The 16,624-nt window shown below is 64.4% G+C and carries 18 protein-coding genes; 10 read left to right on the plus strand and 8 right to left on the minus strand.

The features are described 5' to 3' along the window. The first annotated feature begins 64 nt into the window (after positions 1–64). Positions 65–760 (plus strand): sulfate transporter family protein, encoded by a 696-nt coding sequence (locus EJ068_RS18880; RefSeq protein WP_127252758.1) that lies wholly within the window; start codon positions 65–67, stop codon positions 758–760. Positions 761–857: 97 nt separating this feature from the next. On the opposite strand, the gene EJ068_RS18885 is transcribed toward EJ068_RS18880, so the two are convergent. The 5 genes from EJ068_RS18885 to EJ068_RS18905 form a co-directional block, all read right to left on the minus strand. Further along, positions 858–1,667 carry an oxaloacetate decarboxylase gene (locus tag EJ068_RS18885; protein WP_127252757.1) on the minus strand — a complete coding sequence of 270 codons (810 nt, stop codon included), beginning with the start codon at positions 1,665–1,667 and terminating at the stop codon, positions 858–860. 79 nt (positions 1,668–1,746) lie between these two features. After that, entirely contained in the window at positions 1,747–2,601 is an 855-nt protein-coding gene (locus EJ068_RS18890; protein ID WP_127252756.1) for a hypothetical protein, read from the minus strand. Between the two features lie 55 nt (positions 2,602–2,656). Continuing rightward, positions 2,657–3,316 (minus strand): HAD family phosphatase, encoded by a 660-nt coding sequence (locus EJ068_RS18895; protein ID WP_189342405.1) that lies wholly within the window; start codon positions 3,314–3,316, stop codon positions 2,657–2,659. Beyond that, the gene (gene dut, locus EJ068_RS18900; RefSeq protein WP_126079733.1) at positions 3,316–3,801 is read right to left on the minus strand and encodes a dUTP diphosphatase; all 486 of its coding nucleotides are present in this window, start codon (positions 3,799–3,801) and stop codon (positions 3,316–3,318) included. The genes EJ068_RS18895 and dut overlap by 1 nt, the downstream gene beginning before the upstream one ends. A 234-nt stretch (positions 3,802–4,035) precedes the next feature. Then, on the minus strand, positions 4,036–4,506 hold the full coding sequence (locus tag EJ068_RS18905) for an Lrp/AsnC family transcriptional regulator (RefSeq protein ID WP_127252754.1): 471 nt from the start codon (positions 4,504–4,506) through the stop codon (positions 4,036–4,038). A gap of 115 nt (positions 4,507–4,621) precedes the next feature. On the opposite strand from EJ068_RS18905, the gene EJ068_RS18910 reads away from it, so the two are divergent. From EJ068_RS18910 to EJ068_RS18920, 3 genes are all read left to right on the plus strand, one after another. After that, positions 4,622–4,876 carry a DUF6356 family protein gene (locus tag EJ068_RS18910; protein ID WP_127252753.1) on the plus strand — a complete coding sequence of 85 codons (255 nt, stop codon included), beginning with the start codon at positions 4,622–4,624 and terminating at the stop codon, positions 4,874–4,876. Between the two features lie 15 nt (positions 4,877–4,891). Next, on the plus strand, positions 4,892–5,692 hold the full coding sequence (locus EJ068_RS18915; RefSeq protein WP_127252752.1) for a class II glutamine amidotransferase: 801 nt from the start codon (positions 4,892–4,894) through the stop codon (positions 5,690–5,692). 151 nt (positions 5,693–5,843) lie between these two features. Continuing rightward, positions 5,844–6,644: a class II glutamine amidotransferase gene (locus EJ068_RS18920; RefSeq protein ID WP_127252751.1), complete on the plus strand. Its 801-nt coding sequence runs from the start codon at positions 5,844–5,846 to the stop codon at positions 6,642–6,644. A gap of 48 nt (positions 6,645–6,692) precedes the next feature. Here the strand turns inward: EJ068_RS18920 and EJ068_RS18925 are convergent, their stop codons facing one another. Together EJ068_RS18925 and EJ068_RS18930 are read right to left on the minus strand one after the other, a co-directional pair. Continuing rightward, positions 6,693–7,766, minus strand: a complete 1,074-nt coding sequence (locus EJ068_RS18925) for an FAD-binding oxidoreductase (RefSeq protein ID WP_127252750.1) — start codon at positions 7,764–7,766, stop codon at positions 6,693–6,695. A 65-nt stretch (positions 7,767–7,831) separates the two neighbouring features. Then, positions 7,832–9,646 carry a winged helix-turn-helix domain-containing protein gene (locus tag EJ068_RS18930; RefSeq protein ID WP_127252749.1) on the minus strand — a complete coding sequence of 605 codons (1,815 nt, stop codon included), beginning with the start codon at positions 9,644–9,646 and terminating at the stop codon, positions 7,832–7,834. Positions 9,647–9,850: 204 nt separating this feature from the next. On the opposite strand from EJ068_RS18930, the gene EJ068_RS18935 reads away from it, so the two are divergent. The 5 genes from EJ068_RS18935 to EJ068_RS18955 all read left to right on the plus strand — a co-directional run bounded on the left by EJ068_RS18935 (position 9,851) and on the right by EJ068_RS18955 (position 13,752). After that, a complete protein-coding gene (locus EJ068_RS18935; protein WP_126079726.1) occupies positions 9,851–10,132 on the plus strand; it encodes a DUF4242 domain-containing protein in 282 nt (93 codons plus the stop codon). Between the two features lie 16 nt (positions 10,133–10,148). Further along, the gene (locus EJ068_RS18940; protein ID WP_127252748.1) at positions 10,149–10,664 is read left to right on the plus strand and encodes a hypothetical protein; all 516 of its coding nucleotides are present in this window, start codon (positions 10,149–10,151) and stop codon (positions 10,662–10,664) included. A gap of 79 nt (positions 10,665–10,743) precedes the next feature. Continuing rightward, a complete protein-coding gene (locus EJ068_RS18945; RefSeq protein WP_127252747.1) occupies positions 10,744–10,980 on the plus strand; it encodes a DUF1127 domain-containing protein in 237 nt (78 codons plus the stop codon). A 120-nt stretch (positions 10,981–11,100) separates the two neighbouring features. Beyond that, positions 11,101–12,693 (plus strand): peptide chain release factor 3, encoded by a 1,593-nt coding sequence (locus EJ068_RS18950; RefSeq protein WP_128314979.1) that lies wholly within the window; start codon positions 11,101–11,103, stop codon positions 12,691–12,693. Positions 12,694–12,783: 90 nt separating this feature from the next. Next, a complete protein-coding gene (locus tag EJ068_RS18955; protein ID WP_189512497.1) occupies positions 12,784–13,752 on the plus strand; it encodes an IS5 family transposase in 969 nt (322 codons plus the stop codon). A gap of 166 nt (positions 13,753–13,918) precedes the next feature. On the opposite strand, the gene EJ068_RS18960 is transcribed toward EJ068_RS18955, so the two are convergent. Continuing rightward, on the minus strand, positions 13,919–14,386 hold the full coding sequence (locus EJ068_RS18960; RefSeq protein WP_127253572.1) for a VOC family protein: 468 nt from the start codon (positions 14,384–14,386) through the stop codon (positions 13,919–13,921). 248 nt (positions 14,387–14,634) lie between these two features. On the opposite strand from EJ068_RS18960, the gene ilvD reads away from it, so the two are divergent. Continuing rightward, complete coding sequence (gene ilvD, locus EJ068_RS18965; RefSeq protein WP_127253571.1) at positions 14,635–16,479, plus strand: dihydroxy-acid dehydratase; 1,845 nt, start codon at positions 14,635–14,637, stop codon at positions 16,477–16,479. Positions 16,480–16,624 lie beyond the last annotated feature (145 nt).

Raw genomic sequence — 16,624 nt, forward strand, 5'->3', positions numbered from 1 at the left:
GCGCCGCTCTCCCTCGCCGCCTATCTCGGGGGCGTCGTTTCTCGATGAGGGGTCTGCACCCGCCGTGATCCTAGATGCTGCCCGCGCCGCCGCCAGCCGGCTGTTCTCGCCTGAATTCCGCTCCGTCTTCCTCAAGACGCTGGGGCTGACGCTGCTCGCCCTGGTGGCGCTCTGGCTTGGCCTCGAGAGCCTGCTCGAATGGCTGGCCTGGCCATGGCTGCAGACGCTGCTCCCGGGCCTGCCGTCCTGGGCCGGGTGGCTGGGCGGCATCATCGCCGGCATTGTCCTGGCGGTGGGGATGGCCTTGCTCATCGCGCCTGTGACGGCGATCGTTGCCGGCCTGTTCCTCGACGATATCGCCGAAGTGGTCGAGCGCACCGACTATCCCGACGGCCCGCCCGGCCGCGCCGTGCCGGCGCTGCATTCGCTGGCGCTGGCCATCAAATTCTTCGGCGTGGTCGCCCTCGGCAACATCGTCGCGTTGCTCTTGCTTCTGGTGCCGGGCGTCAACATTGCCGCTTTCTTCATCGTCAACGGCTATCTGCTGGGCCGCGAATTCTTCGAATTCGCCGCCATGCGTTTTCGCCCCGAGGCAGAGGCCAAGGCGCTGCGCCGCAAATATGCCGGCACGGTGTTCCTGGCTGGACTGGTCATCGCCATGTTCCTCGCCGTGCCGCTGCTCAACCTTCTGACGCCGCTTTTCGCGGCCGCCATGATGGTGCATCTGCACAAGGCGGTTTCGACGCGGGGCCCGGTCTAGAGCGTTTCACCGTTTCACGGAAACGGCGAACCGCTCTATCTCTTTGTTTTGACGCAATTCCGGACGGAAAACCGCCCACACTTTTCCTGGAATTGCTCTAGTCCTGCTCCTTGCCCTCCCGGAACAGCGCTTGCAGCTTGCCGAACGGCATCGCCGCCCGGGTGAAGCCGAAAGTGCCGTCCTGCTGGATCTCGCGCGCCGCAGTCTCCAGCATGCCATAGGCGAAATTGGTCAGCCACGGCCCGAGCGAGATGCGCTTGACGCCGGCCATAACAAGGTCGGCGACGGTGAAACCGGGGCGGGCCATCACATTGACTGGACGGCTCACCGACGAGCAGATGGTGCGCACCATGTCGACGTCGCCGATCCCCGGCGCATAAAGCACGTCGGCGCCGGCTTTCTCGAAGGCCTGCAGCCGCTTGATGGTGTCGTCGAGGTCCGTCTTGCCCCAGAGGAAATTCTCGGCCCGCGCGGTGAAGACGAAATCGTGCTTGAGCGCCCGGGCCGCCTCGACGGCGGCGGCGACGCGTTCGGTCGCATGAGAGAAATCGTAGATCGGGTTGGCGGGGTCGCCCGTGTGGTCCTCGATCGAGCAGCCGGCGAGCCCGGCGGCTTCCGCCGCGAAGATGGTTTCGGCGGCCTGCTCGGGGCTGTCGCCCTTGCCGCGTTCGAGATCGGCCGAAACCGGCAGGTCGGTTGCCGCGGTCACGTCGCGGCAATGGTGGATCATGGCTTCGAAGGTCACGGCGCCGTCCGGCAGGCCGCGCGAGAAGGCGAACCCGGCGCTGGTGGTCGCCAGCGCTGTGAAACCGAAGGAAGCCAGAAGCTTGGTCGTGCCTATGTCCCAGGGGTTGGGCATGACGAAGGTGGAGGCATGCAGATCGCGAAAAATCTTGCCCTTGTCCATGGCGAGTCCTCAATTATGAGCGGGGTCCTGCGAGGAATTTATCGCGGCCGTTCGACCCGGGCAAACGAATGCGCTTGGATCAGAAGCGTTTCTCGTTCTCTGCTGACAAACGTTTGAAGGCATCTGAATCCGCCACGTAGCGCGACGTTTTCTTGTTCCAGTGATAGGTGACGGAAATGTCGTGCGAGACTGCCTTGGGTGCCGGCTCCTCGCAGCTTTCACCGCTGGGCTTGGTGGCGTCGGTCACAGTCACCCTGACCGCGGCATAGGGCTTTTCACTTCCGCGCGTCTGGAAGGAAAGATCCTGCGTGCGTTTGTAGGCGCAGACATTCTCGTCGAATGTGTTGATCTGGTCGATCGGTTCGAAACGATCGTTGCGGACCAGGATCAGGATCGTGCCGACATAGCCCTGGTTCGAATTGAAATGCGTGCTCATGGTAATGAGCGCGTCGTCGCCGGGACCGATCGCGAGCTTTCCCGGATCGCGAAAATAAGTGCTCTGGTCGGTTCCGACATTGACGGCGTCGAGCAGCTTCGGCTTGCCGGTGAGGTCGTAGAGCGCCAGCACGGCAAATCCTTCGGCGCTGTCTTGGGCCTGGCCGAGGTCGAAAAGCATCGCCAGCCGCTCCTTGCCGCCGGCCTTGATGGCCAGCACCGCCGCATTCGGCAGGTTGACGGTCTCGGGCGGCGAGCCGCCCTCTTCGCCGCCGAGGATGTCGCGCACATCGATTGGGGCGCTGCCGTCATAGAAGCCGTTGGCGACTGCCTTCAGGTCGGGGAGGACCATCTTGGCAAGATCAAGATAAGTGACGTCCTGACGACCTCCGACAGCGCTGCTCAGCTCCGGAAAGCTGACGTCCTGGGCCAGCGCGGCCGCCCACAGGCACGGCAGCAGCAGGCAGGCGAGCATGAGACGGGATAGAATGGAAATCATCGAAAACACCCCCGGGGCCGCACGCTAGCACGGAGTCCTGAAGCGTACAGCCGGATCAGCCGATCGGTACCAGGCTAGCAAGTTCCCGCATATCGTCGAACAGGATGCCGCCGGCCGCCGCCAGGCCCTCGCGGTCTGAGAACGGATCGGCGTAATAGGAGAACACCCGCATGCCGGCGGCAATGCCGGCTTGCGTTCCCGCGACGCTGTCCTCGATGACAATGCAGTCGGCCGGCGCGAAGCCCGTCGTCTTGGCCGCATGCAGGAAGAGGTCCGGGAACGGCTTGCCGCGCCCGACCATGGTCGAGGAGAACATGGCGTGCTCGAACAGCGGCAAAAGCCCGGTTTGGCCGAGCGTGATATGCATTTTCGAGACCCGAGCCGAGGAGGCGACGCAATAGGCGATGCCGGCCGCGCGGACGGCTTCGACGAATTCACGCACATAAGGGATCGCCTCGACGCCGTGCGAAAAAAGATCCGGCAGGCCGGCATTCCAGCGCTCGACGAAGTCAGCGCCGAGCCTGACCTCGGTCGCCTCTTCGATCTCTTTTTGCACCGAGACCATGCTGCGGCCGGAAAAATGCCTGCGGCAATATTCGAAGCTGGTCGTGAAGCCGGCGGCGGTCAGCCATTCGGCGAGGCGCCGATTGGCAAGGTTTTCCGTGTCGACCAGGACCCCGTCGCAGTCGAAAATGACCAGCTTTGGAATTAGCATCAAGCTGTGCCGGTCGACCCGAAACCGCCGGCGCCGCGCGTCGTGCCGCCGGCGAGTGCCCGCTCCTCGACCGTAACCTGGGTCACGGCGGCGAAGACGATCTGGGCGATACGCATGCCGCGCGTCACCGCGAAATCCTCATCGCCGAGATTGACCAGCAGCACCTTCACCTCGCCGCGATAGTCGCTGTCGACGGTGCCGGGCGAGTTGAGGACCGTGAGGCCATGCTTGAAGGCAAGGCCCGAGCGTGGCCGCACCTGGCCTTCCATGCCTTCCGGGATTTCCAGGACAAGCCCAGTCGGTACCAGCGCGCGTTTCCCCGGCAGGATAAGCAGCGGCCGGTCTTCCGGCACCGCGGCCCGCAAATCCATGCCGGCGGCGCCCGCGCTCTCATAGGCCGGCAGAGGCAGGCCTTCGCCATGCGGAAGCCTGACGAAACCGACGGTGGGGCCGATGACGGAGGAAGGATGGACAGCCGTGCGCATGAGCCCATTCCTATCGGCGCGAATGGCGATTCGGTCAACTCGACCGCGACGCTATCCAAGGCTTTCTTTGAGGCGTCACGATGACTTCGCTTTCCAGCGAAGACGACAAGGGTCGTTGCGCTGGTGGAATGCTCATTTGGCGATTGGCGAGAACGCCCATCACGTCGTCATTCTCGGGTCTGCGCTCCGCTACGCGTCGCTCCGCCCGTGGATGACGAGGAGGCCTTGGCTACCTCAACGCAGTTCCACCGGCACCACGGTCGTCTCCTTGATCTCCTCCATGACGAAGGAAGCCGAGACGTCCGACAGCGCCACCTTGGCGATCAGCCGCTGGTAGAGGCGGTCATAGGCCTTTACGTCGGCGACGCGGGCTCTCAGCACATAATCGAGGTCGCCCGACATGCGGTAGACGCCGGTGATCTCGGGAAAGCCGGTCACGGCCGCGCGGAATTTCTGCAGCCAGTCCGGGTCATGATTGGAGGTGCGGATCAGGATGAAGACGGGGAGGCCGAGGCCCAGCTTCTCGGCATCGACCAGCGCGACCCGGCCGGTGATGATGCCGTCCTCCTCGAGCCGTTTGACGCGCCGCCAGCAGGCGTTGCGCGACAGCGCCACGCGCTCCGACAACTGGTCGACGGAAAGCGTGCCGTCGCGCTGCAGTTCTGCCAGCAATCTTCGATCGATTGCATCGAGTTCATGGACCATATTGGGATGAATGTCCCAAAATTTTCCAATATTCAAGGACAATTTGAGATCGATGAACCTTTGCCGCGTGGCACGATACTCATCATCGGGGCTCATCCCGGCAGGAGGGATCACCATGACGACACGGTTTACAGCACTGTTCACCGCTCACCCGGCCAAGGTCGGCGAGACCTATTTCGGCCACATGGCCTTCGCCGCCTGGTTCTGCTCGCGCCTGTCTATGGCGGCGGGCGCCGCGCTCGTTCACGCTTTCTTGCCATTTCTGTTCGAAACTACGGCGAGCCGAATCGTGCGCGAACTCTATGAGCGCACGCACAACAGAGGCTCGCACGCGGTCAAGGAGCCGGCGGCTCTGATGGATCGCGCCTAGGAATGGTGGAAAGCGATGTGCCGGTGGGCGGCCTATCTGGGTGAAGCGGTCTTCCTCGAAGACATCATCACCGCGCCCTGCCATTCGCTGATCGCCCAGAGCCATTGCGCCCAGGAAGCCAAGTCGCCAACCAATGGCGACGGTTTTGGTCTGGCGTGGTATGGCGACCGGCCGGAGCCCGGCCTCTATCGCGACATCCTGCCCGCATGGTCCGACCCCAACCTGAAGAGCCTCTGCCGGCAGATCAAGTCCGGCCTGTTCCTCGCCCATGTCCGTGCCTCGACCGGTGGCGCCACCAGCCGCGTGAACTGTCATCCGTTCATCTCCGGCCGCTGGTCGTTCATGCATAACGGCCAGATCGGCGGCTTCGAAAAGATCCGTCGCGCGCTGGAGAACTCGCTCTCCGACGAGGTCTTCGACCAGCGCGAGGGCACGACCGATTCCGAGCTCTTTTTCCTGCTGATGATCGATCAGGGGCTGGCGGCGGACCCGCAAGGCGCGGTGTCGCGGGCAACCGGTCGCGTCGTCGAAGCCTCGCGCCGCGCCGGCATCGAGCCGGCCCTGAAACTGACGGCCGCCTTTTCCGATGGTGAAACGCTCTACGCCGTTCGCTATGCCACCGACAGCCATGCGCCGACGCTTTATACCGGCGCCTTCGCCAGGCGCGCCGGCCATTGCATCGTCTCCGAACCCTTCGACCGCGACGGCGGCGACTGGCAGGCGATCCCGCCATCGAGCTTCGTCACCATGACGAGGGGCGGCACCAGCATCCGGCCGTTTGCGCCCGCACCGGCCAGGCTGGCATTGGTCGGCTGAAGCAGACCTGCCGAGGCGCCCTCCGGGCAGAGATCAGCAAAACGTAAGCGCGGCGTAAGGACGCCAAAGCGCCATCCTGCCATCTGTGGTGCCAGACGAGCGCCGAATTCATCCGCGCGCTCGAAAACGCATCGACAAGGGATGACAGACAATGTGCAGGTGGGCAGCCTATCTCGGCAACGCGATCTTCCTGGAGGACGTCATTGCGGCGCCCTCCCATTCGCTGGTCATTCAGAGCCGGCAGGCGCGGGAGGCGAAATCCCCGACCAATGCTGACGGCTTCGGAGTGGCTTGGTACGGCGATCGGCCAGAACCCGGCCTCTACCGCGACATTCTGCCGGCCTGGTCCGACGCCAATCTGAAAAGCCTTGGCCGTCAGATCAAGTCCGGCCTGTTCCTCGCCCATGTGCGCGCCTCGACCGGCGGCGCCACCAGCCGCATGAACTGCCATCCCTTCGTCTCGGGCCGCTGGTCGTTCATCCATAACGGCCAGATCGGCGGCTTCGAGAAGATCCAGCGCGCGCTCGAGAACTCGCTCGCCGACGAGTTGTTCGATGAACTCGAGGGGAGCACCGATTCCGAATTGTTCTTTCGGCTGATGGTCGGCGACGGGCTCGTCGACGATCCGTATGGCGCGGTATCGCGGGCCGCCGGCCGCGTGCTCGAGGTTTCGCGCCGCGCCGGGATCGAACCGTCACTGAAACTGACCGCCGCCTTCAGCGACGGCCAGACACTTCACGCGGTGCGTTATGCCACGGACGACCATGCGCCGACGCTCTACACCGGCGCTTTCGCTAAGGGGGTAGGTCGCTGCATCGTCTCCGAGCCGTTCGATCGCGAGGGCCGCATCTGGCATGAGATTCCGCAGGCGAGCTTCGTTACCATGACCCGCGGCGGCACCAGCATCAGGCCTTTCGCGCCGGCCGTCGCGCGTTTGGCGATGGCGGGTTAAGGCAATCGGTCCCTGCTGGTCCCGAGACTATTTTCGCCGACCTTCGGGCTACCGGGCGAAGCGCTCCAGCCCATAAGGCGTCAGCAGCACATCGCGCTCGCCCTCCAGGATCTCGCGGGCCGCAAACAATCCCACGGCCGGCGCCAGCGTGATGCCCGAATGCATGACGGCGATGTAGAGGCCGCCGACGCCATCGGCGCGGCTAATGACCGGAAAGCCGTCGACCGGGGTCGGCCGGTAGCCGACGGTGTGGAAATCAAGCTCCAGTTCATCCGCGCCGCGCAAGGCTGCCTTGGTGACCGCCAACAACTGCCGTGCGGCGGCTTCCGGATCCTCACCCGGATCGCCGCCAGCGAAATCCGAGCCGGCGATGATACGGCCCTCGGCCGTCTGGCGCATATGCAATCTTTCGGCATGAACCAGCCCGTTGAGCAATTTCCTGTGGGGCCGGGAATGCACGATGAGGCCTGGCGGCGTGTCGAGCGGCAGCTCGATGCCGGCTGTCGCGGCAATGGGCGGGGAGCCCGTGCCCGCCGCCACGACAATTTCTTCGGCACTGACGGTTTCGCCCGAAACAACCGCGCCTGTCACCTTGCCATTCGATAGGGTCAGCCTGTCCACGGCGCCAACAATTACCCGCGCGCCGAGCCGTTCGGCGTCCGCCAGAAGCGCCTTGGCGGTTGCTGCCGGCTCGGCGACGCCTTCCTCCGCGACGTAGACGGCGAAATCGGGAGGCGTGACGAGGTTGGGTTCGATCTCACCCGCCCGCTTGGCGTCGACGCGCTCGATGCCATACCCCCATGACGAGTGCTCGGCAGCATAGGCTTCCAGCCTGTCAGGCGGCAGGTCGAAGCACAGGCCGCCGCACCAGGCGAGCGGCAATCCCGGCACGTCCTTCGCCAAGCGCGTCCACTCGGACATGGCGCGGATGCGCAGCTGGAAATAGATCTCGGGATTACCCCAGCTTGCGTTGACCCATGCAAAGGAATTGGGCGTCGCAACGCCGCCGGCGCCACTCTCGGAAACGACCGTCACCTGCGCGCCGGCTTTCGTCAGGTGCCAGGCGATAGAAGCGCCGATGATTCCGGCGCCGATGACGATGACTTGCTTTGGACTGCTCATGTTGGGCCTCAGGGAGATTTTCCCCGTCATGCCACCCTACCGTCCGGACCTCAAGCAAGAAGCAGCTACGCGCTGTCCGCTATTGCCTTCTGGCCCCCGGCGAGCAGGCTCGCCAGCTCTTCACAGCGCCGCATGAGACGTGACGAATCGACCTTCTTCGCGACCGCCAGCGCCGTGCCGAGCTCCAACTCCGCGCCGGTACGATCGCCTTGCTGAATGAGAAGCGCCGCGAGCGAAAGCCTGGCGTCCGCGCAATTGGTCGGCGAACCGATCTCGGCCCAGCGCGAGCATGCGGTCTGCAGCTCCCGCACCGCTTCGGTGAAGCGATTTTCCCGCATCGACAGTTCCGCCTTGGCCTCGGCGGTCAATGCCCGGATCGAGGCCATCGGCCAGCGTTGCGGTTCGCTTTCCAGCTCGGCGATCACCGCTTTCGCGCGCTCCAGCCGATCGGTCCGCGCCGCTACCTTGGCGAGCGTGGCGAGAACCATGCCCCGACGCTGCAGCGTCGGCCAGCCGTTCCCGACAAGCGACCGCTCGAGGGCGCTGAATGCGGCTTCCGCCTGGCCCAGCTCCATCTGCAGCAGCGCAAAGCCTGGCTGCGGATCCCAGCCAGCGGCATGGGACGCGCGGTAGGCTGCATCCGCCTCGGCGAAATCGCCTGCGGCGAGATGGATGTCGCCCAGCACACGTAAGGCATCGCCTTTCGCCCAGGGCGCATCGAGCGTAAGCTGATCGAGCGCCGCGCGCACCAGCGCCTCAGCCTCCCTCAGCGTGCCATGGACGCCGAGCACCTCGGCCCGATGCAGCCGACACGAGCCCGTAAGTTCCTCCAGCCCATGCCCTCTGCACCAGCCCTCGTAGCTGAGGCTCCATTGGTTGGCTCGCGCCCAGTCGCCGAAATTGCGGCAGGCCCAGAGGATATTGCAGTAGAGGATGCCGCCGACGATCGGGTCGACATCGCTGGAGAGGCCGAGCGCGGCGGCAAAATCCTGGTCCTCCTGACCGGCTTTTGTTTCCCCAAGGCAGAGCTTGAAGAAGCCGCGATAGATAAGGCCGAGCGATTCCACGACTGGATCTTCGAGATTTTTGCCGACCTCGAAAGCTTGCTCGGCAAGAGCAAGCGCATGCTCCGGCTCGGCCTCCGCGCCCTTGATGCGCGCGCCCATCCAGCACCAGAGGCCATGTTCCCTGCTCTCGGTTGCTTTGTCGATCAGCTGCGCGGCACGCTTGTGCCAACCCTTGGCCGCAGCAAGCTCTCCTCTCTCGAGATGGATCATGGCAAGGGTGATTGCCGGGGAAGCCGCCCGCAGGCGTTCGCCGGCCATGCCGTATTCCGTTGCCGCGCGCGTCAGGAGCGGGATCGCCTCTGAGGGCCGCCCCATGCATTCCAGCGCCAGCGCCCATTCTTCGAGGTCGGCCGTCAGCAACTCGTCGGCGGCATCTGCTTCCCTGAAAGCGGCCGCGGCCTCGTGCCATTTTCGCGCCGCGGCGGCGGCGCGTGCGGCCAGGATTTGCGTGCCTGGGCTGGAACGCCTGCTGCCCGTATCGGCCGGAGCCGGCCCCTTCTCCGAAGTGGCTGCCTGGTCGAGGCAAATACGGTAGCCGAAGCGGGGCAGGTTGCGCAGCGCCGTCTCCATGCCGCCCTGACGCAGAACGCTTCGGGCTAGGCTCGCGACACGCTGCAGCGAAGCCTCGGTCACCGTCACGCCCGGCCAGAGCGTTTCGAGCAACTCGTCCTTGCTCAAGGCGCGGTCCTGGTGGCGCAGCAGGATGGCGAGGAAATCGAAGACGAGGGGCTGCACCTCGATCTCGTTTCCGGCGAGACGAATGGCGCGGGAGCTCTCGCTAAGCTCGAAGTCGCCGAAGCAATGAATTCCCATCGGCAGCAATCCCGGTAACGGCAATCGGCAAAGGATCAGAACAAGATAAGGACGGCGTAAGGACTGTCGGCCGCCTGTTACGTAATTCTGCGTCTGCCTGGCGGGCCAAGCGAGAGTTTACCTCAGTTGCCCCAGGGATGTCACCGGCACCGATTTGGTCGAGTTCCCGGCGGCATTTGAACCTAAGATCAAGGAGATTGTGACATGCAGAAATACATCATCGAGCGTGAGATCCCGAAGGTCGGCACTTTCGAGCGCGAGCAGCTTCGCGATGCGTCCAAGGCCTCGAACGCAGTCCTTGCCGAGCTCGGCCCGGACATCCAGTGGGTGGAATCCTTCGTGGCGGACGACAAGACTTTCTGCGTCTACCTCGCCAAGGACGAAGCGATCATCCAGCGCCACGCCAAGATGAGCGGCTTCCCGGCGACCAAGATAACCCAGATCAAGCGCCTGTTCGATCCGACGACGGCCTACGCCGCCGCCTGATGGGAGGGGATCGATCATGAAGCGCTTTGCGGAAATCGTCCTTGCCGTCGGCGCCTCGGCGGTGCTTTGCGGCACCGCGGGAGCCCATGACATGCCCGATCCGGTGCTCAACCGGTCTCGGGACATGGCGGCCAAGTACCTCGACATCAAGGTCGCCAAGGCGGACGGCTACCAGCAGCTGTTCGAATGCACGACGCATGACGAGCACGGCACGATGGGGGTCCATTTCATCCATCCCGGCCGCGCAGGCGACGGCAGGCTGGTGCTCGGCGAACCCGACGTGCTGACCTACGAGCCGGAAGCCGATGGCTCGATGCAGCTTGTCGGCATGGAATACATCGTCTTCGAGAAGGACTGGAAGGGCAAGGGCGTTCCTGAATTCCTCGGCCGCACGCTGCAGCGCAAGACGACGGTGGGTATTCACCCGGGGGATCCCTACTACGAGCTCCATGTCTGGCACTGGCGGCACAACCCGGCCGGCATGTTCGCCGACTGGAACCCGTATGTGAGCTGCGAGCACGATCGGTCCTGACGACCCGTCGGCACAGCCTCCGGGAGGGCCGTGGACGGCCCTCCCGCTTTCATCATTCAACCGCAAGGGAGATACGACCATGTCCATCCTTGGGCAGGAATTGATCACCGACCGGACGGTTCTCAGGCGCCTCTTTGCCGCAGCCGTCGAAACCTGCCACTCCGGCATAGTGCTCGTGGCGCGCATCGTGCGCATTCGCAGGGACCGGGCCAGGCTGGACGAGCTGCCGGATTATCTGCTGCGCGACATCGGCGTCGGTCGCTCGGAGATACGATCGATCACCAGGTTCGGCCGCAAGGAGCATGGCGAGGCCTGACTATGTGCAGGGCCCTGCCGTGGCGGCGAACACGCTCCCTGCGAACCGATCCGCCCGAAACTGTCGACAGGCCGGCCATGCGCTGCTAGAAGCCCGCGCCACAGACAGGATTCCAAAAAATTGGCAGAAGACATCGAACAGGCGGTATCGCGCCGCCGCACTTTCGCGATCATCGCCCACCCTGACGCCGGCAAGACCACGCTCACCGAAAAGCTGCTGCTGTTCGGCGGCGCCATCCAGCTTGCCGGCGAGGTCAAGGCCAAGAAGGACCGCATCCAGACGCGGTCCGACTGGATGAAGATCGAGCGCGAGCGCGGCATCTCGGTCGTCACCTCGGTGATGACCTTCGAATATGACGACAACGTCTTCAACCTGCTCGACACGCCCGGCCACGAGGATTTCGCCGACGACACCTACCGCACGCTGTCTGCGGTCGACTCCGCCGTCATGGTCATCGACGCCGCCAAGGGCATCGAGCCGCGCACGCTGAAACTGTTCGAGGTCTGCCGGTTGCGCGACATCCCGATCATCACCTTCGTCAACAAGATGGACCGCGAGAGCCGCGATCCGTTCGAGATCCTCGACGAGATCGAGCAGAAGCTGGCGCTGGACACCGCGCCGGTGACCTGGCCGATCGGCCGCGGCAAGACGTTCTCGGGCACCTATCACCTGGCGCAGAACGCGGTGCGCAGGAGCGACGACGAGAAGGAGCGCACGCCGGTCAACGGTCCGGATTCCAATCGGGTTGCGGGCTTGCTGCCGGAAAACGAGCGCAACGACTTCATCGAGGAGCTGGAGTTGGCGCGCGAGGCCTGCCGGCCGCTCGATATCGACGCTTTCCGCGAGGGCCATCTGACGCCGGTCTATTTCGGCTCGGCGCTGCGCAACTACGGCGTGCGCGACCTGATCGAGGCGCTCGGCGCCCATGGCCCGCCGCCGCGCGCTCAGGAGGCCGATGAGCGTACGGTCGAGGCGACGGAGGACAAGATGACGTCCTTCGTCTTCAAGATCCAGGCCAACATGGATCCAAACCACCGCGACCGCATCGCTTTCGTCCGCGTCTGCTCCGGCAAGCTGGAGCGCGGCATGAAGGCCAAGCTGGTGCGCACCGGCAAGCCGATGAGCCTGTCCGCGCCGCAATTCTTCTTCGCCCGCACCCGCGTCACCGCCGACGAGGCCTTTGCCGGCGACGTCGTCGGCATCCCCAACCACGGCACGCTGCGCATCGGCGATACGCTGACCGAGGGCGAGGAGATCCTGTTCCGCGGCGTGCCGAACTTCGCCCCGGAAATCCTGCGCCGCGTGCGCCTCGGCGACGCCATGAAGGCCAAGAAGCTGAAGGAAGCGCTGCACCAGATGGCCGAGGAGGGCGTGGTGCAGCTCTTCTCGCCGGAGGACGGTTCGCCGGCCATCGTCGGCGTCGTCGGCGCCCTGCAGCTTGACGTGCTGAAGGAACGGCTGAACATCGAATATACGCTGCCGGTGGATTTCGAAATGTCGCGCTTCTCGGTCTGCCGCTGGATCTCGGCCGACGACAAGGCGGAGGTGCAGCGTTTCATTGAATCGCATCGCGGCGACATCGCCCGCGACCTCGACAACGATCCGGTGTTTCTGGCCCAGCACGCCTTCTCGCTGAACTATGAGGCCGAGCGCTGGAAGGCGATCCGCTTCACCGCCGTCAAGGACTACCAGATCCGCGATAAGGCGGCGTGAGCGCTGCCTTGCCTTCTCCCCACAAGGAGGGCTTTGCACGGAACTGAGTTGGTGATTCCGTATGTCCGGCATGAAGGGGAGATGATTCGGATGGTCGATCGCGTGCTTGGACAACTGAGCCTTGCGGATGGGCTGGTGTGGTCGGATGTGACGGAGCTTGACCAGATCTCGCGAGTGATCGACTGGGTGCCGATCAAGGCGCTTCTTGGTCAGCGCAGCGGACCAGGACGGGGCAATATTAGCTATCCGGCCGAGGCCTTGCTGCGCTGTCTGCTGCTTGGCGTGTGGAACAATCTCAGCGATCCTTCGCTGGAGGCACAACTGCGCGACCGGCTGTCGTTCCGCCGCTTTGCCGGTTTCAGCCTGTCGGACCCCACGCCGGACCATTCGACGTTGTGGCGTTTCCGCGAGGAGCTGAAGTGCGATGGGCTGATCGACCGGGTGTTTTATGAGATCACGCGGCAGCTTGAGCAGAAGGGGCTGATCGTCAAGCGCGGCACGTTGATTGATGCCTCCTTCATGCAGGCCGCCGCGCGCCCGCCGGCGAAGCCGGAGGCGACGGCGCGGCCATCGGTTGATGGCGAGGCACGTTGGGGACGCAAGGGCAACAAGACCGTGTTCGGCTATAAGGTGCACAACGGCGTCGACGATGCTCATACGCTGATCCGGCGCATGGACTTCACGGATGCATCGGTCACCGATACCGAGCCGGCCGACGGCCTGATCATCGGGGACGAGAAGGCGGCCTATGGCGACCAAGCCTACTACACCCATGCCCGCCATGCCCGGCTGAAGCAGGCCGGCATCAAGGACCGGCTGATGCACAGAGCCAACAAGCACCATCCGCTGACGCCGCGTCAGAAGCAGCGCAACCGGCTGATCTCGAAGGTGCGGGCGGCAGTGGAGCGGCCGTTTGCAGTGTTCAAACAGCGCTACGGCATGCGGCGACTGCGCTTCTTCAACCTTGCGACCAACCGGACGCAGTGCATGCTTGCCGGCTGCGGCTACAATCTGCAAAGAGCGGCCGCAGTCCTCTTCCCAAAGAGGAAGCCGGCATGAGGCGCAGTCCGCCCAAAATCCACTGCCAAGGCGGCCTGAGGCCCCAAGAGCGAGGCAAAATAACCCGCCAAAGCGGCCAGAGCGCCTTTAAAACGCCCATCCGCCTCGTGCGCTAAATATCGACTCCCATGCAAAACCCTCACAAGGGGAGAAGGGAAAGTCGCGCTCACCCCTTCGCCGCTTCCTCGATCTTGGCGATATCGATCTTGCCCATCTGCATCATCGCCGACATCACGCGGCCGGCCTTCGCTCTGTCCGGATCCAGAAGCAGTTTCGGCAACTGCTCCGGCACGACCTGCCAGGAGACGCCGAATTTGTCTTTCAGCCAGCTGCACTGGCCGGGCTCGCCGCCCTCGGTGAGCTTCTCCCAGAAATAGTCGACCTCTTCCTGCGTCTTGCAGTCGATCGACTGCGACATCGCTTCGTTGAACTTGAAGTACGGACCGCCATTGAGCGCCTGGAACGGCACGCCGTCGAGCTCGAACGTGGTCATCAGCACCTTGCCCTCATCGGGGTGACCCTCGGGCCAGCGCAAAACGCTCAGCACCTTCGAGTTCTTGAAGATGGAGATGTAGTGGTTCATCGCCTCCTCGGCCTGGCCGTCGAACCACAGGCAGGTGGTGATCTTTTGCATGTCGTGCTCCTCGGACTTATGTTGCTTACATCGTCAACGGCGGGTCGGCGATTTGTGCCGTTCATACCGTCTGCCTCAAGGACGGATCGATAGGGCGCGATCCGACAGCGAATTCAGATTTTCATGAAGAATCCTGGCGCAGCGCAAAATTGTGGCAAGGCCGGATCATGGTCGCTATAACCGCTGCCGACCAAAATTTGAGCGCCGCCCGCCGCGCATCGGCGTGGCCAGCCAGCAAGGACAATGCAATGCCTGCCTATCGTTCCCGCACCACCACCCATGGCCGCAACATGGCCGGCGCCCGCGGCCTGTGGCGCGCCACCGGCATGAAGGACAGTGATTTCGGCAAACCGATCATCGCGGTGGTCAATTCCTTCACTCAGTTCGTGCCCGGCCACGTGCACCTGAAGGATCTCGGCCAGCTGGTCGCGCGCGAGATAGAGAAGGCAGGCGGCGTCGCCAAGGAGTTCAACACCATCGCCGTCGACGACGGCATCGCCATGGGCCATGACGGCATGCTCTATTCGCTGCCGTCGCGCGAGCTGATCGCCGATTCCGTCGAATACATGGTCAACGCGCATTGCGCCGACGCCATGGTCTGCATCTCCAATTGCGACAAGATCACCCCCGGCATGCTGATGGCCTCGCTTCGGCTCAACATCCCGACCGTCTTTGTCTCCGGCGGCCCGATGGAGGCCGGCAAGGTGGTGTTGGCCGGCAAGGCGCAGGCGCTCGACCTGGTCGACGCCATGGTCGCCGCCGCCGACGACAAGATCTCCGACGAGGATGTCAAGGTCATCGAGCGCTCGGCCTGCCCGACCTGCGGCTCGTGCTCGGGCATGTTCACCGCCAATTCGATGAACTGCCTGACCGAGGCGCTCGGCCTCTCGCTGCCCGGCAACGGTTCTACGCTTGCCACCCATGCCGACCGCAAGCGCCTGTTCGTCGAGGCTGGTCATCTCGCCGTCGATCTCGCCCAGCGCTACTACGAGCAGGACGACGAAAGCGCCTTGCCGCGCAGCATCGCCTCCAAGGGCGCTTTCGAGAACGCCATGGCGCTCGACATCGCCATGGGCGGCTCGACCAACACGGTGCTGCACATCCTTGCCGCAGCCCATGAGGGCGAGGTCGACTTCACCATGGAAGACATCGACCGGCTGTCGCGCAAGGTGCCGGTGCTCTGCAAGGTCGCGCCGGCCAAGTCCGACGTCCACATGGAGGACGTCCACCGCGCCGGCGGCATCATGGCCATCCTCGGCCAGCTCGACCAGGCCGGCCTGATCAACCGCGACCTGCCGACCGTGCACACGGCAACGCTTGGCGAAGCGCTCGACCATTGGGACATCGCCCGCAGCTCGGCCGAGAATGTCCGCGACTTCTTCCGCGCCGCCCCCGGCGGCGTGCCGACGCAGGTGGCCTTCAGCCAGGACCGCCGCTGGGACGAGCTCGATCTGGACCGTGAAAAGGGCGTGATCCGCTCGGCCAGGACGCCGTTCTCTAAGGATGGCGGCCTTGCCGTGCTCAAAGGCAATCTGGCGCTCGACGGCTGCATCGTGAAGACCGCCGGCGTCGACGAGTCGATCCTGAAATTCACCGGCCCGGCCCGCGTCTTCGAAAGCCAGGATGCGTCCGTCAAGGCGATCCTCGGCAACGAGATCAAGGCCGGCGACATCGTCGTCATCCGCTATGAGGGGCCGCGCGGCGGTCCAGGCATGCAGGAGATGCTCTACCCGACCAGCTACCTGAAGTCGAAAGGCCTCGGCAAAGCCTGCGCATTGATCACCGACGGCCGCTTCTCCGGCGGCACGTCGGGCCTGTCGATCGGTCACGTCTCGCCGGAAGCCGCCGAGGGCGGCGCGATCGGTCTGGTTCAGGAAGGCGACACGATCGAGATCGACATCCCCAACCGCACAATCCGGCTCGCCATCAGCGATGCCGAGCTCGAAGCGCGCCGCGCGGCAATGAACGCCAAGGGCGCCGATGCATGGAAGCCAGCCGAAAAGCGCAAGCGCAAGGTTACGACGGCACTGCGCGCCTACGCCACCTTCGCCACCAGCGCCGATAAGGGCGCGGTGCGGAAAGTGCCGGAATAACCTGGGCTCCCCTTCCCCCTTGTGGGGGAAGGTGGATCGGCGCGCAGCGCCGAGACGGATGAGGGGTGTTCCAGCGGAGTGAGACGCTGGCGAATTCCGACTGGATGAACGGCGCCGCCAAGCTGGAACACCCCTCATCCGGCCG

Origin of the sequence: Mesorhizobium sp. M2A.F.Ca.ET.043.02.1.1 (assembly GCF_003952405.1) — a bacterium.
Classification (GTDB): Bacteria; Pseudomonadota; Alphaproteobacteria; order Rhizobiales; family Rhizobiaceae; genus Mesorhizobium.

Coding starts and splice junctions, on each gene's coding strand:
- ilvD (WP_127253571.1), top strand. CDS start 14,635: ATGCCTGCCTATCGTTCCCGCACCACCACCCATGGCCGCAACATGGCC.
- EJ068_RS18910 (WP_127252753.1), top strand. CDS start 4,622: ATGACGACACGGTTTACAGCACTGTTCACCGCTCACCCGGCCAAGGTC.
- EJ068_RS18955 (WP_189512497.1), top strand. CDS start 12,784: ATGGTCGATCGCGTGCTTGGACAACTGAGCCTTGCGGATGGGCTGGTG.
- EJ068_RS18885 (WP_127252757.1), bottom strand. CDS start 1,667: ATGGACAAGGGCAAGATTTTTCGCGATCTGCATGCCTCCACCTTCGTC.
- EJ068_RS18925 (WP_127252750.1), bottom strand. CDS start 7,766: ATGAGCAGTCCAAAGCAAGTCATCGTCATCGGCGCCGGAATCATCGGC.
- EJ068_RS18945 (WP_127252747.1), top strand. CDS start 10,744: ATGTCCATCCTTGGGCAGGAATTGATCACCGACCGGACGGTTCTCAGG.
- dut (WP_126079733.1), bottom strand. CDS start 3,801: ATGCGCACGGCTGTCCATCCTTCCTCCGTCATCGGCCCCACCGTCGGT.
- EJ068_RS18930 (WP_127252749.1), bottom strand. CDS start 9,646: ATGGGAATTCATTGCTTCGGCGACTTCGAGCTTAGCGAGAGCTCCCGC.
- EJ068_RS18895 (WP_189342405.1), bottom strand. CDS start 3,316: ATGCTAATTCCAAAGCTGGTCATTTTCGACTGCGACGGGGTCCTGGTC.
- EJ068_RS18960 (WP_127253572.1), bottom strand. CDS start 14,386: ATGCAAAAGATCACCACCTGCCTGTGGTTCGACGGCCAGGCCGAGGAG.
- EJ068_RS18920 (WP_127252751.1), top strand. CDS start 5,844: ATGTGCAGGTGGGCAGCCTATCTCGGCAACGCGATCTTCCTGGAGGAC.
- EJ068_RS18905 (WP_127252754.1), bottom strand. CDS start 4,506: ATGGTCCATGAACTCGATGCAATCGATCGAAGATTGCTGGCAGAACTG.
- EJ068_RS18915 (WP_127252752.1), top strand. CDS start 4,892: ATGTGCCGGTGGGCGGCCTATCTGGGTGAAGCGGTCTTCCTCGAAGAC.
- EJ068_RS18935 (WP_126079726.1), top strand. CDS start 9,851: ATGCAGAAATACATCATCGAGCGTGAGATCCCGAAGGTCGGCACTTTC.
- EJ068_RS18890 (WP_127252756.1), bottom strand. CDS start 2,601: ATGATTTCCATTCTATCCCGTCTCATGCTCGCCTGCCTGCTGCTGCCG.
- EJ068_RS18940 (WP_127252748.1), top strand. CDS start 10,149: ATGAAGCGCTTTGCGGAAATCGTCCTTGCCGTCGGCGCCTCGGCGGTG.